This is a genomic window from Litchfieldella rifensis (assembly GCF_042646605.1).
GTDB classification, from domain to species: Bacteria; Pseudomonadota; Gammaproteobacteria; order Pseudomonadales; family Halomonadaceae; genus Litchfieldella; species Litchfieldella rifensis.
In genome coordinates this window covers 46,354-61,158 of record NZ_JBHRUG010000012.1, presented here as the reverse complement: position 1 = coordinate 61,158, position 14,805 = coordinate 46,354, and the positions used below count along the sequence as shown (strand labels likewise).

Genomic DNA, 14,805 nt, shown 5'->3' with positions numbered 1-14,805 from the left:
AGTTTAGCGTCCTGCCCCACCCGATGGCCAAACCAGATGCAATCACATTACTTGTCATCGGGATGCCCAAGCGCCGTGAATTTACCACCTTGATAAATCACGGCAGGATCATCCGCACGAATGTTCTTGTCTTTTTCTTCCGTCTCGTGGCGCCATTCTTCCGAGCTATCTTGAGGAACCCAGCCGAGAAAACCGGCCTTGCTATTATCCCACCATTGCTCCGAGTTATTTGAAGCACCGTAAATCACCGTATGGGCCAAGCGCGGGGTAACGAAAGCGCGCTCCAATAGCGAGACGAAGTCACGGAGACTCAACCAGGTAGCCATCATTCGTGTATCGGCAGGCTTATCGAAGCAGGAACCGATACGAACACTGAGCGTCTCCATTCCGAACTTGTCATGATAAAGGCTTGCCAGGTTCTCACCGAAGCACTTGGAGACGCCATAAAGAGAGTCGGGGCGATGCGTCACCTCGGTGTCCAACCTGGTGTCACGGGTATAGAAACCGATGGTATGGTTGGAGCTTGCGAAGACAATGCGAGGTTTTCCGTGTTTCCTCGCCGCTTCATATACATTGTAGGTCCCCATGATATTGGCAGGAAGGATATTATCCCAGGAGCGCTCCACAGAGACACCTCCCAAGTGAATAATTCCATCACACCCATCGACCAATGCATCCACTGCCTGCATATCCGATAGATCAGCCTTGACAATCTCTTCATGACTGTCGGCCGGCTCCAGATCCACAATATCCGAAAGACGAACGTGATATGCGAGACGAGAAAGATGAGGCCTAAGGCTACTTCCAAGCCCACCAGCAGCGCCAGTTACTAGAATGCGGTTGAGCACGCTTCACCTCCTCTCACGTAATATTAAAATAATCAAGGGTAAACCTCAGGAAATCCTGACCACTAGAAGCCATACAATTTCGCTGGATTATCGACTAATATTCTCTGTCGATCGTCAAAATTTGCCCAATCCAACAAGACATCCAGTTGCTCGGCATCGTCAGGATAATTCTCGCGCGGCACGCCGACATGCGGCCAGTTGCTGCCCCAGATGATGCACTCGGGGGCGTGTGTGATGACCCGTTTGGCGATAGCGCCCACGTCGTCGTAGCGAGGGCCACCCGTCAGGCTGGCCTCGTAACCCGCGCAGATCTTGAACCAGGCGTTGCCTCGGTCGAGCAGGCGCAGGATGTCATCGACCCGTGAGTCGTCTGCCGGCACTGGGTCCATGAACTTGCCGATATGGTCGATGATGTATTCGCCCTCGATTCGTTGCAGGCCGTCGAGGTAATCGTCCAGATACCGCCCATTGAACTGGACCATCAGATGCCAGCCCAGCGGACGGATCAGCCGCTCGACGTCTAGCATGCTGTCGTGTGTCACGGCACCACCGGGCAAGTTCATGATCCGTGCGCCACGCACACCCTTGTCGTGCCACTCCCTCAGAGATTCGACGGGGGTATCGGGCGTCACGGCAGCCACACCGCGTGCCGTTTGCGTGCCCATCGCGGTCAAGGCCGCGAGCAGCGCCCGGTTGTCGAGTTGGTAGGCATTCGGTTGGGTGACCACCACACGCTCCAGACCCAGACGTCTCTGAACCCTTCGATAGTCCTCTACCGTGGCCAATTCGGGGATCTTCGGCCCGCCGGGTTGCGCTTCATACTCGGGGAGGTACAGGTGAATATGGCAGTCGGTGGCACCGGGGGGCGCTTCCAGCCGCGGCTTCGGGCCATCCAGGGGTCTTGTATTGGCAGGAATCGTTGCCATGGATCACTCCTCCTTGAGAGAAAAGCGCTTCAGAGCATTTCGATTGATGTCGATGCCTAATCCAGGCTTGTCAGGAATGGTCACGACCCCTCCCTGATGCTCGATGGGTGTGTTAACCACCGCCTGCCGGAAAGGATTCTCGGTACGGTCGAACTCGAGAATGGGCTCGATCGGATCACGACGCGGCGGATTGGGAGGCAGTGCCGCCATGAACTGCAAGCTGGCCGCAAGGCATACGGCCGTTCCCCACACATGTGGAACCAGGCGCACCCCATGCATGGCCGCCATGTCCGTCACCCGTCTTATTTCGGTAAAACCGCCGACACCGCAGATGTCGGGCTGCACGATATCCACGGCACGCGTCGCCAAGGGTTCGAGCATGGCATAGCGCCCGTGCCAGGTTTCTCCTCCCGCCACGGGGATGGGCTGGCCAGCGCGGACGGCACGATAGGTAGCAATCTGTTCGGGGAGCACCGGCTCCTCGAACCAATCCACGCCATACGGCGCGGCTCGATTGCCTAGCTCGATCGCTTCCAGATAGTCGTAACCGTGGTTGGCATCGATCATCAGGCGCATGTCGGGCCCAATGGCCTCTCGCACCGCGGCGATGACACGTAGATCCTCTTCCACATCGAAACCGATCTTGATCTTGACGGCATGAAAACCCTCCTGACGATATCCGCCGACCTCCTTGGCGATATCGTCTACCCGGTCGACGCCCTCTCGACGGAAAGACCCGGTGGCATAGGCACGTACGCTATCGCGAAAACGACCTCCCAACAGCGTGGAGACGGGAACGCCAAAACGCTTACCCTTGATGTCCCACAAGGCGATATCGATACCGCTCAACGCCGTGACGGTCAGGCCACGCTGCCCCTGGTCACGCAAGCGGTTGTACAGATCCAGCCAGATCCGTTCCGTTTGCAGGGGGTCCTGGCCCACCAGGGCCGATGCATAAGCCTCGACAACGGCGGCATTCGGCTTGGCGGGTCCAAGGCACTCCCCCCAGCCGATGGTGCCGTCGTCGCAGACGATCTCGACCAGACAGTGCTGGCGTCTCGCAAAGTGCATCGAGGCACTTTCGAAAGTGGTGTCCAGTACATGATCGAGAATATGGGTATGTACGGCTTCTACCTTCATTACGTTTTGATCCTGTTAAGCAGTTACGTCTTGTCCAGCGGTGCCCGTCATTGGAAAAAGCCGGGTAACATCATCGACACGGCAGGCACGTAAGTCACCAGCATCAGCGCCACGAGAAGCGCGAGATAGAAGGGCCAGATGGTGCGCACGGCCTCCTCGATCTTGATCTTGCCGATGACGCAACCGACGAACAGGCAGGCGCCCACCGGCGGGGTGCACAAGCCTAGTCCCAGGTTCATCATCATGATGATGCCGAACTGGATGGGGTCCATACCGAACTGCATGGCGACCGGCAGGAAAATCGGCGTACAGATCAGGATAAGGGCCGCCATGTCCATGATCATGCCCAGCCCCAGCAGCAGCACATTCAGGAGCAGAAAGATGACGATGGGGTTATCCGACAAGGCCATGAGCGAGTCGGTCAACATCTGCGGTACGTTGTACAACGCCAGAAGATAGGAAAACGCCGAGGCGCAGCCCACCAAGATCATGACCAATGCCGTCGTTCTTACCGACTGTAAAACGGCGGCTTTGAACGACGCCCATCTGAGCTCTCGGTAGACCAGCGCCGTAACGACGATGGCATAGATGGCTCCGAATGCCCCGGACTCGGTGACGGTAAGAATCCCGGAAAGCACCCCACCCACGATGATGACGGCCGTCAACAACCCGGGAAGTGCCGCAGCGAGGCTGATGATCAGAACGTCCCAGCCTGGAAAGGCCTCCCCCTTGTAGCCCCGGCGCACGGCCACCAGATAGGCAGCCACTGCTAGGGTCAGGCACATGAGGATGCCTGGCACGATACCGGCAATGAACAGCTGGGTCACCGATATCCCGCCACCGGCGGCCACCGCGTAGAGGATCATGTTATGACTTGGAGGTATCACCACCCCCGCGACGGAAGAAGTAACGGTGACATTGACCGCATAGTCGGCGTCATAGCCCTTCTCTTTCATGATAGGCACCAGAATGGAACCGAGTGCCGACGTATCCGCCACGGCGGAGCCGGAAATGCCGCCGAACAGCATGGAAGAGCTTACGTTGACGATGCCAAGCCCGCCCCGCAACTTACCGACGGCTGCAGATGCCAGGCGAACGAGACGAGTGGAAATACCACCGTGAAGCATCAACTCCCCGGCAAAAATAAAGAACGGTATGGCAAGCAGGGAAAATACCGAAATACCCGACAAGATGCGCTGAAAGGCGACGAATAGAGGCAAGCCTTCATACAGGAAGGTACCTACCGCAGCCAGGCCAACTGCGAATGCTACCGGAGCGCCTGCCAGTAGGCCTAAAAAAAATAATCCAAAAAGAATTGCCAGGCCCATTTTCAGACGTCCTCTTCATGATTTGTACCGAAGATGCGTGACACAATATTGGCGAGAGCGAATAGCGCAATCAAACCACCGCAAATGACGAGAGGTGCTGCACGCCAGCTCTCTGAGAGCCCAATCATGGGAATAGCCCTTTCCAGGTTGGTGGTGACCAACCCCCATCCTTGATAAGCCATGAAACCGCCAAATGTCACGACAAAGAGATCGGCCACATAACGGAATATCGTCTTGAAGGGTTCAGGCATCCCTTCACGAACGAAATCGATGCTGAGATGCGTATTGGCCCTCACCCCGGCAGCCGCGCCCAGACAAGTGATATACACGACGATGAGCAGAGAGGACTGCTCAACCCAGGTGGGTGTGTTATTGAGCACATAGCGCCCGAACACTAGCCAGCCGAAACTCGCAATAAGAAAGACAAGCAGTACCCCCGCCGACACCAGGCACAGATTGGCGACAGCATCCAGCGCGCGACTTATCTTCTTTTGAACATGGGAAAGATTCACAATTGCCTCTGAGTTCAAGCAAGCTCTCACAGCATACTCCTCCTCCCCCTCTCGGTGATTTTCATCACCAAGAGGGGTATTCATGTCAGAGGTCAATGAGAAGACCTGATATCTTCGATGAGAGACTCAAGATCGGGATTTTCCTCGATGAACTCGGCATAGACAGGCTGCATCTTTTCCTGGAAAGCAGATTTATCCCCTACTTCATTGATATTGACGCCTGCGTCCAGCACAATCTCGCGGCTTTCCTGGGAGCCCTTCACCCATAGTCGACGTTGCATCTCGGAGGCCTTGATAGCTTCCTCACGCACGATCTCCTGGTCTTCCGGCGAGAGCGCCTCCCAGCTAGCCTTGGCAATACAGAGGCACTCAGGAATGATGAGATGCTCTGTCAGAGAATAGTATTTGGACACTTCATAGTGGTTGCTTGACTGAAACGAGGGATAGTTGTTTTCAGCGCCATCGATCACGCCCGTCTTCAGCGACTGGTAAACCTCGCCATACGCCATCGGGGTGGCATTCCCACCAAGTGCTTCGATCATCTCGACATAAAGGTCGTTGTTCATGACACGAACCTTGAGACCTTTCACGTCTTCTGGCGAATTGATGGGACGGCTGGTGTTATACAGGCTGCGAGCCCCCGAATCGAACCAGGACAAGGCTATCAGGTTCTTCTCGGCAAGGGCATCGGCAAAGCGCTGCCCGATTTCGCCATCCATGACTTCATGCATGTGATCTACGCTGCTGAAGATGAAAGGCAAGGAGAGCACATTGGTTTCTTTTACGATAGGCCCCATCGGCCCCATATTGAAGTTGGCGAAATCAAGCGCACCATTACGCGTCTGCTCGATCGCATCAGGCTGATCTCCAAGAACAGCGTTGTTATACACTTGCGGATGGATGCGACCTTCCGTTCTTTCGGATACGCTCTCGGCAAACGCTTCGAGTGCGATGGTATTCGGATAGCCGGGCGGATGGATATTCCAGCCTCGCCAGTTTTCAGCTTGAGCCGGAAGCGAGAGGGCGATCACTGAACCGGATACGGCAGTGACAAGAACCGCTTGATTCACGAATTTTTTTATTGGCATGATGCGTTTCCTCACGGGCTTGTTGAATTTAGACTTATAGTTGCTTAGCGATACCTACCAGCCTCTCCAGCTGGCTGCGCTCTTCGGAAGTGGGCATCGTCAGGGGCGCTCTGACCTTCCCAGCGGGTTTGCCGATGATATCCGCCCCTGCCTTGATCAGGCTGACGGCATAGCCAGCCTTTCGATCCCTGAGGTCTACGAAGGGAATGAAGAACTCTTGCGTGATCTTCTTCACGACATCCTTGTTGCCCTTGCGCAGTTCCCTGTAGAACTTCACTGCCATGTCCGGCACGAAGTTGAACACTGCGGAAGAATAAGTGTTGACTCCAATAGAGAGGTACGCCTCGGCGAAGATCTCGGCCGTGGGTACGCCTCCGATATACACCAGACGATCGCCGACGGTCTTGACGATCCTGTTCAACGCCTGGATATCGCCCTTGCCGTCCTTGAGACCGATCAGGTTGGGACAACTGTCGGCAAGCTGGCGCACCGATTCGACGTTCAGGAGACCGTTGGCCCGGTTGTAATAAACGACATTGAGTTCGGTGGCGCGGCATATCTGACGGGCATACTCGACCAGACCGTCTTGAGGGCATTCGGTCAGGTAAGGCGGCATCAGCAGAATCCCGTCCGCCCCCTCCTCTTCCGCTATCCTGGCGAACGCCTTGCCACTCCCGACACTCAAGCCTGCACTGGCGATCACCGGCAACCTACCACCCACCGTTTCCACCGCCACGCTGACGATTTCGCGATACTCCTCCAGTGTCAGGTTGAAGAACTCGCCGGTGCCGCCGGCCACGAAGACCGCGGAGATCTCGTGGCTGACGAACCACTCCAGGCGGCGACGGTAGCTGTCCCTGTCGAACCTGCCTTGCGTGTCGAAATCGGTGATGGGAAAGGAGAGCAACCCATCGCCCAAGGCTCGTATCACCCCATCTCTGGAAAACTTCACCCGGTCGTCCCCTCGTACGCTGCTTGGCTGATCGACTGAGGTCGTGCTTGTCACCCCAACCGGCTGATGCGGCGATGCTCGTCATACATCATACAACACACAAGCTAGAGAGCCTGGGGCCATGCGGCAAGACGACGATGGTGGAATTGGACCAAAGTCTAGTCCCATGACATGTGCTCTCGCCTTTTCGGCTATGAATGCCCCAATCTCGAAGGCACAGGTAGCGGCAGGGCCCCTTATCGAGTTGACTTGCAGAAGCTCGCCGTGACTTATCCTTTGCGCTTGCCATTCACCAGGCGGCTCATCCCCCAAGGATTGCCGTCCTTTAGCGCTTCAGGCAGCAGTTCCTGTGGCAGTGACTGGTAGCACACCGGGCGCAAGAAGCGATGGATCGCCGCGCTGCCCACCGAGGTGGTGCGCGAGTCCGAGGTGGCCGGGAACGGCCCGCCGTGAACCATGGCGTGGCACACCTCGACACCGGTGGGCCAGCCGTTGGCCAGCACCCGGCCGGCCTTGAGTTCGAGCGTCGGCAGCAGCGCCCTGGCGGCGTCCAGGTCGCCATCGTCCATCTGCAGGGTGGCAGTCAGTTGCCCCTCAAGGGATTCGGCGACGCGTTGCATCTCCACCCCATCGGCACACTCGATGACCAGCGCGCTAGCGCCGAACACCTCGGCCTGCAAGGCGTCGTCCGCCAGGAAATCGCTCGCCGCGGCGGCGAACAGCCCGGCCTGGCACTCGTATGGACCTTCGCCCGCCTGGCCGCGGGCCACCTCGCGCACCTTGGCATGGCCGGCGAGCCGACCCACGCCGTCCTGGTAGGCGCCGTGGATGCCCGGGGTGAGCATGGTCTGGGCGGCGCTTTTCTGGACCGCATCGCCGGCAACGGCAAGGAAGGCGTCGAGCGCCTCGCCCTTGACGCCGATCACCAGGCCCGGGTTGGTGCAGAACTGCCCAGCCCCCATGGTCAGCGAGGCGACGAAGCCCTCGGCGATGGCCTTGCCGCGGGTCTTGAGTGCCTCGGGCAGCAGGAACACCGGGTTGATGCTGCTCATCTCGGCGTAGACCGGGATCGGCTGCGGGCGGGCCTGGGCGGTGGCCAGCAGCGCAGTGCCGCCTGCCCGAGAGCCGGTGAAACCCACCGCCTGGATGCGTGGATCGGCAACCAGTGCTTGGCCGATCTCGCGTCCGGAGCCGAACAAGAGCGAAAAAACCCCCTCCGGCAGGTCGCAGGCCTTGACGGCCGTCTGCACGGCACGCCCGACCAGCTCTGAGGTACCGGGGTGGGCGGAATGGCCCTTGACCACCACCGGGCAGCCGGCGGCGAGCGCCGAGGCGGTGTCACCACCGGCCACGGAAAACGCCAGCGGGAAGTTGCTGGCGCCGAACACCGCCACCGGGCCGAGCGGGATGTGACGCTGGCGCAGGTCGACGCGCGGCAAAGGCTGACGCTCAGGCAGCGCCGGGTCGAGTCGCACGTCGAGCCATTCGCCGGCGCGCACCACCGAGGCGAACAGGCGCAGTTGGCCGCAGGTGCGGCCGCGCTCACCCTCGAGGCGCACGCGGGGCAGGCCGGTTTCGGCCATGGCGCGCTCGATCAGGTCGTCGCCGATAGACTCGATCTCAGCGGCGACGGTCTCCAGAAACACCGCGCGCTCTTCCAGCGAGGTCTCGCGATAGGTGCCATACGCCGCGTCGGCGAGTTCGCAGGCTCGTTCCACCTCGGTCTTGCTGCCGCCCGAGTAGACGGGCTCCAACCTCTCGCCGGTCGCAGGATTAACGGCGGTGATGGTAGCGGAATTTCCACTCACGGCCTCCTGGCCGATCTGCATGACGCCAGATAGTGTCATGGTTCTCCTCCTATGCTTGTATCAGCGCACGTACGAATACGAATGGGGAATTTGGCTCGACTCAACGCACCAGCGCCGGTCGCTTGGGGTCGAATTCCCAGCCCTTGATCAGGTACTGCATGGCCATGGCGTCGTTACGCTGAGTGACGTCCAAGCGGCGATAGCGCTCATGGGCTTCCATCAGCTTGTCGTCATCGAGCTCCACGCCGAGCCCGGGAGTCCTGGGCACTGCCAGTTTGCCGGCGCGGATCTTGAACGGTTCCTTGGTGATGCGTTGTCCGTCCTGCCAGATCCAGTGGGTGTCGATGGCGGTAATCTCGCCGGGACAAGCCGCCGCGACATGGGTCATCATGGCCAGGGAGATGTCGAAGTGATTGTTGCTGTGCGAGCCCCAGGTCATGCCCCATTCATGGCACAATTCTCCCACCATGACGGCACCCTGCATGGTCCAGAAATGGCAGTCCGCCAACGGGATATCGACGGAATTGAGCTGGACGGCATACTGGAGCTGCTTGAAATCGGTGGCGATCATGTTGGTCGCCGTCGGCAGGCCGGTGCGCTTCTTGAACTCAGCCATCGTCTCGCGACCGGAATAGCCCTCCTCCTGGCCACAAGGATCCTCGGCATAGCTGAGCAGATCCCGGATTGGCGTTAGCACACGCACCGCCTCGTCAAGGGTCCAGGCACCATTGGGATCCAGGGTCAGACGAGCCTCGGGAAAAGCTTCATACAAGGCGCGAATGCAATCGGCTTCCTCCTCGCCGCGTAATACCCCGCCCTTGAGCTTGAAGTCCTTGAAGCCGTAACGCTCGTAAGCAGCCTTGGCAAGATTGGCAACCGCCTCGGGAGTCAGGGCCTCGCGACAGCGCACCTCGTCCCAAGCATCCTGGGGATCACTGGCCTTTGGATACGGCAGATCGGTCTTGTCGGGGTCACCCAGCAGGAACAGATAGCCCAGGGCCTCGACCTCATCGCGCTGGCGGCCGAACTGGCCCAGCAGGTCGGCCACGGGCATGCCCAGCGCCTTGCCGAACAGATCGAACAACGCCGACTCGACAGCGGTGATGACATGCACCGCCACCCTCAGATCGAAGGTCTGGCGTCCCCGCTCTTCACGACCGTTCTTCGCCAGCAGCTGACGTATCCGGTGGAGCGTCTGCTTGATGTCGTTGACCCGCGATCCTTCCACCAGGGAGCGACACTGCTCCAGGCCCTCGAGGATGCCGGCGCTGGAGGGAATCTCCCCCACCCCCTGATTGCCGGCATCGTCTTCCAGAATGACCACGCAACGAATGAACCAAGGGGCATGACCGCCGCTCAGGTTGAGAAGGAAGCCGTCATAGCCGGCCACCGGAACGATTCTCATGCTTTTGACTTTGGGGAACATGAAGCAGTCCTCACAAGAAGAAACGATGAAAAAGAGGTTCTTTTGAGATCAGGTGACAGGTGCCGGATTAAACAACACCAGGTCATTGTGAATTCCCAACCGGTCGGCCGCGGCCTGCTTGCGACCGCTTGCCACATCAAGAATCAAGTGGAAAAGCTCCCAGCCCACCTCTTCGATAGAGGCGTCACCGGTAGCGATACGCCCGGCATCGAGATCGATGATGTCGTGCCAGCGCACGCCGAGCGTAGAATTGGTGGAAACCTTGAGCACAGGCACCATCGGCAGGCCATAGGGGGTGCCACGTCCCGTGGTGAAGACCTGCAGATTCATCCCCGCCGCAAGCTGAAGCGTGCCGCAGATGAAATCGCTTGCCGGCGTTGCGGCGAAGGTCAGGCCTTTCTTGCGCACCCGCTCGCCCGGCCCGATCACGTCGACGATAGGACTATTGCCGGACTTGATGATCGAACCCAATGCCTTTTCGACCACATTGCTCAGCCCACCCCGCTTGTTGCCTGGCGAGGGATTGGCACTACGATCCGCCTGTCCCTGCTCGAGATAGCTGTCGTACCAGGTCATCTGCTCGATCAACGCCTTCCCTACCGATTCATCGACGGCACGGGGGGTCAGCAGGTGGATGGCATCGCGCACCTCGGTGACCTCGGAGAACATCACGCTACCGCCGGCACGTACGATCAGATCGGTGGCAAAGCCAACAGCAGGGTTCGCCGTGACCCCCGAAAAGGCATCGCTACCGCCACACTGCATGCCCACCACCAGGTCGGAGGCCGGACAGGTTTGACGCTGGCGTCGATTGAGCCGTTCCAGGTGTCGCTCGGCCATCGCCATGATGCCGTCGACCATGTCGCCGAAACCCTGGAAGGAATCATCCTGCAGGCTCAAGACGTTGGCTTCGGGATCTGCCGCCCTGCTGTTCTCGTAGACTTTTACGGGGCGGTCTTCCAGCAAGGTCGAAGGCTGGAGTTTCTCGCAGCCCAGCCCAATGACCATCACCTCATTGCCGAAATTCGGATTGAGAGAGATGTTCTTGAGAGTGCGGATCGGCACGATGGCCGCCGGAGCATTGATGGCGACACCGCAGCCATAGGTGTGGTTGAGCCCCACGACGTCGTCCACGTTAGGGAAGCGCGGCAGGAGTTCCTGTTTGATCCGACGCACCACGTAGTCGACGGTGCCGGCGACGCACTGGACGCTGGTGGTGATCCCCAGGACATTCTTGGTGCCGACGCTACCGTCGGGATTGCGAAAACCCTCGAACGTATACCCTTCCAACGGTTCGACGTTCGGCGCCGGCCGCGTTGCCAACGGCAGGTCGCGGAGCGCAGGGGCCTGAGGCAAGCGAACGTTGGTCTCGTTGACATGACCACCGCGAGCGATCGGGGCAGTAGCGGTGCCGATCACTTCACCGTAACGAACGATGGCCTCCTCCGCCGCGATGTCCTCGAGCGCCACCTTGTGCCCCTGGGGAATAGGGCCGGTCAGGACGAGACCGTCATCCAGGACAGTACCTTCCGCGAGGCCTCCCTGCTCGACGACGATAGCCACGTTATCCGTCGGATGAACCTTGATGACCTGACGTCTGGACTGGCTCATGACAGCTCCTCCTTATCCAGTCGGCTCGCCGAGCGATCGGTTGTCAATTCCCGAGGGCGTCGGGCACGGGACTTCATCCTCATCAAGATGGAGAACGCGACAGAGGCCAGGATCAATATCCACAGCACGACGGCAATTGGACTCTTGGTAAAGAAGATCGACAGGGTGCCGAAGGATTCGAGGGTCTTGACGAAGTAGACTTCCGCCTGGCTGCCCAGGATGAAGCCAATGATCAGTGGCGCGACCTCAAGGCCGACCTTCTGGATGAGGTAACCCAGAATACCGAAGATCAATAGGGTCCAGACATCGAACATGATGCCGTAGTTGATGGCATAAGCACCGACGACACACATCATCACGATGATCGGATACAGGATGTGTTTGGGCACCATGATCACCCTGGCGATGTACTTGATGGCGTAGAACATCAAGAAGAACATCACGAAGTTGGCGAAGACCAACGCCGTCATCATGACGTACCAGGTATCGGCATTCTCGGGGATGAACAAGGGGCCGACCTGGATCCCCTGGAGGGTGAAAGCGCCGATCAGCACGGCGGTAGTGGAGTCCCCGGGAATACCCAGCGACAGCAACGGAATCAGTGCACCACCGGTCAGGGCATTGTTGGCTGACTCCGAGGCGATCAGGCCCTGAGGGGCTCCCTTGCCCATTTCGGAAGCGTCTCGGGAGAGGTTTTTCTCCTGGGTATAGGCCAATACCGAGGCCGCACTACCCCCCACCCCCGGTAGCATACCGACGAAGGTGCCGATGAAAGAGGAACGCACCATGTTGGTCAGGCGTCCCTTGAAGACACCGAGGGAAAATCCCGCCCCCTTGCCGATCTTGATCTGCTCGTTCGCCAGACCGCTCTTCACCCCCTTTTCAGCTTCCAGCAGGATAGTGGAGATACCGAAGATACCGATCAGCACGGGCAGGAGCGAGAAGCCCTCGAACAGGTAGGGCTCCATGAAGTCGAACATCAGCCGGATCTTGCCGTTGCCGCCATCGGAGATGCTGTAGTCGCCGATCAGGCTCAGCCAGATGCCGATCACGCCGCTGAAGATGCCGACCAGCATGCTGCTGGACAGGGAGGCGATCACGGTCAGGGCCAGGAAGATGATCAGGAACTTTTCGACATAGGAAAACTTGATCGAGAAGTCCGCCAGCAGAGGCGCGAACAGGAACAACACGATGGCACTGATGAGACCACCAACGAGGGAAGCGATGACACAAACCTTCAGCGCCCTCTCACCCTGCCCCTTTTGCGCCATGGGATAGCCATCGAAGGTGGTCGTGATCGAGGATGGCGTGCCGGGGATATTCAGGAGCACCGCCGGCACCATGCCACCGGAAATCCCCCCCACGTAGAGGCCAAGCAGCAACGCGAGCCCATGATTCAGGCCCAACGCATAGGTCAGCGGCAAGCAGACGGCCACGGCCATGGTTGCCGTCATACCGGGAATGGCACCGAAAACGATCCCCACCAGCGCCCCCAGGGCAGCCAGCAGGAAGAAAGTGATGTCGAGAAGTGACAGAAATTCCATAGCGACAGCTACCTCGGTCACGGCAGGGTGATGTTGAAGAGCTTGGCCAGGACGAACCAGGCCAGGCTGGGCGCAACGATGGCATTGATGACCGCGATGACCAGGTTCTTCCGGGCCCGTTCATGCATAAAGAGCAGGGACATGAGGAAGACGAAGGCCATCGAGACGAACAAAAAGCCATATCCCGTGTAGGGGAAAAGATTCCCCACCGCCGCCATCAGATAGAAATACGCCACGATCAACGCAAGGGTACCGAAGAAGCGCAAGCCATCCATGGTCTCCCCGATGATGGGGAGGGTACGCTCACCCCGTCTCACAGCGGCGAGAAAGGGCATGATCTTGAATACCAGAACCAGAAGGAAGAGACATGCCAATAGCCAGTGAACGATCCGGGGAAAGAAAAGATGAGAGGTCTCGAAATCGATCGAGACACTAAGCAGGGATGAAAGACCTGATTCCATAGTGGCTCCAGGATAGGCGGAAGAACTAGCGCCTAACGTAATCTCAAGGGAGTAGCATTCACATCGGGCATCGGTGGTATCACCACCACCGATGCCCGCTTGCACCCATTACTGGATATTGTCGATGATGCCTTCGTAGCGGGCCATCTTGTCATGCAGGTAGGTTTCGGCCTCCCCGGAGGGCTTGAAGTTGGGGATAAAGAAGGATTGCTTCTGGATCTCCTGAATCTCACCTTCAGCGTAGATCTCCTTGAGAGCCTCATCGATTTGGGTGACGATGGCGGGATCCATGTCCTTGTTGTAGAGGAAGAAGAACTCCTTATCGAAGGTAAAGTTCTCTTCGCCGTTCATGGCAACCGTCACATTGGGCTCGACATATTCGAGTAGCTTTTCCCGGTCAGTCTGCCCCATGCCTTCCTCGGGCGCCTGCTGGATGGTGCCGTCGCGTGCGGTCAGCCAAACAAATCGCATTGCCTTCTGGTCGTCTTCCGGCAGGCGCGTATACTGCTCATTGGCTTGAACGGAGCCATTGATCACATCCGCCTGGCCATCGAAGAGCTGCTGATTCTTGTCCGACTGGGAGCCGGTGTTGACGGCCACCAGGTTGTCTTCCATGCCCGGGTGCTCGATGCTGATAGCGTTCTTCATAGCACTGAAGCCAATCTCGGAGACGCCACCAGGCTGGATGGCGACACGCACCGTTTCACCGTTGCCTACCGCTTCCATGACTTGGTCAAGATTTTCGTACGGTGAGTTCTTGGCTACCAGATAGGCATTACCCGGATTGATGGCGATCGTCGGGCCGACGGTGTAGTTCTCGAAGATATTCTCGTAGCCTTGCACGCCGTAGAGGTAGCCGAGGTAGGACTGATCGTGGAAGATCATCAGGGTATTGCCACGCGAGTCACGATCCAGGGCACGGAAAGCCGCACTGGCCCCCACGGCATCCACCTTCATGTTGACACCCAACTTTTCTGCCAACTGGTCGACGACGATACTGGAGTTCTGATAGGTATCACCACCTGTGGAGGTTGAGCCGATGACGACGCGTACATTGCCGCGCAAGGGGCCATCCTGAGCCAGAGCGACGCTACTGGTGGCAGCGAGCGATAACGCCATCAAGGCCGAACCAAGTCCAGACATCATCTTATTCATTGTCAT

Annotated in this window: 13 protein-coding genes; all 13 read right to left on the bottom strand. The window is 58.6% G+C overall.

Annotated elements, in window-relative coordinates:
- Positions 1-47: 47 nt before the first annotated feature.
- A complete protein-coding gene (locus tag ACFOEV_RS05165) occupies positions 48-848 on the bottom strand; it encodes an NAD-dependent epimerase/dehydratase family protein (RefSeq protein WP_386772071.1) in 801 nt (266 codons plus the stop codon).
- A gap of 62 nt (positions 849-910) precedes the next feature.
- Positions 911-1,774, bottom strand: a complete 864-nt coding sequence (locus ACFOEV_RS05160) for an amidohydrolase family protein (protein ID WP_386772070.1) — start codon at positions 1,772-1,774, stop codon at positions 911-913.
- 3 nt (positions 1,775-1,777) lie between these two features.
- Positions 1,778-2,914: a mandelate racemase/muconate lactonizing enzyme family protein gene (locus ACFOEV_RS05155; protein WP_386772069.1), complete on the bottom strand. Its 1,137-nt coding sequence runs from the start codon at positions 2,912-2,914 to the stop codon at positions 1,778-1,780.
- A 47-nt stretch (positions 2,915-2,961) separates the two neighbouring features.
- On the bottom strand, positions 2,962-4,242 hold the full coding sequence (locus tag ACFOEV_RS05150; RefSeq protein ID WP_386772068.1) for a TRAP transporter large permease: 1,281 nt from the start codon (positions 4,240-4,242) through the stop codon (positions 2,962-2,964).
- A 2-nt stretch (positions 4,243-4,244) separates the two neighbouring features.
- The gene (locus ACFOEV_RS05145) at positions 4,245-4,838 is read right to left on the bottom strand and encodes a TRAP transporter small permease (RefSeq protein WP_386772067.1); all 594 of its coding nucleotides are present in this window, start codon (positions 4,836-4,838) and stop codon (positions 4,245-4,247) included.
- Between the two features lie 8 nt (positions 4,839-4,846).
- Positions 4,847-5,842 carry a TRAP transporter substrate-binding protein gene (locus ACFOEV_RS05140; RefSeq protein WP_386772066.1) on the bottom strand — a complete coding sequence of 332 codons (996 nt, stop codon included), beginning with the start codon at positions 5,840-5,842 and terminating at the stop codon, positions 4,847-4,849.
- Positions 5,843-5,876: 34 nt separating this feature from the next.
- On the bottom strand, positions 5,877-6,794 hold the full coding sequence (kdgD, locus tag ACFOEV_RS05135) for a 5-dehydro-4-deoxyglucarate dehydratase (protein ID WP_386772065.1): 918 nt from the start codon (positions 6,792-6,794) through the stop codon (positions 5,877-5,879).
- Positions 6,795-7,063: 269 nt separating this feature from the next.
- Complete coding sequence (locus tag ACFOEV_RS05130; protein ID WP_386772064.1) at positions 7,064-8,641, bottom strand: aldehyde dehydrogenase (NADP(+)); 1,578 nt, start codon at positions 8,639-8,641, stop codon at positions 7,064-7,066.
- A gap of 61 nt (positions 8,642-8,702) precedes the next feature.
- A complete protein-coding gene (locus ACFOEV_RS05125; RefSeq protein ID WP_386772063.1) occupies positions 8,703-10,028 on the bottom strand; it encodes an enolase C-terminal domain-like protein in 1,326 nt (441 codons plus the stop codon).
- 48 nt (positions 10,029-10,076) lie between these two features.
- Entirely contained in the window at positions 10,077-11,639 is a 1,563-nt protein-coding gene (gene garD / locus ACFOEV_RS05120; RefSeq protein ID WP_386772062.1) for a galactarate dehydratase, read from the bottom strand.
- Positions 11,636-13,183: a tripartite tricarboxylate transporter permease gene (locus ACFOEV_RS05115; RefSeq protein ID WP_386772061.1), complete on the bottom strand. Its 1,548-nt coding sequence runs from the start codon at positions 13,181-13,183 to the stop codon at positions 11,636-11,638. The genes garD and ACFOEV_RS05115 overlap by 4 nt, the downstream gene beginning before the upstream one ends.
- Before the next feature lie 17 nt (positions 13,184-13,200).
- The gene (locus tag ACFOEV_RS05110) at positions 13,201-13,644 is read right to left on the bottom strand and encodes a tripartite tricarboxylate transporter TctB family protein (protein ID WP_386772060.1); all 444 of its coding nucleotides are present in this window, start codon (positions 13,642-13,644) and stop codon (positions 13,201-13,203) included.
- Between the two features lie 108 nt (positions 13,645-13,752).
- Positions 13,753-14,805 (bottom strand): ABC transporter substrate-binding protein, encoded by a 1,053-nt coding sequence (locus ACFOEV_RS05105; RefSeq protein ID WP_386772059.1) that lies wholly within the window; start codon positions 14,803-14,805, stop codon positions 13,753-13,755.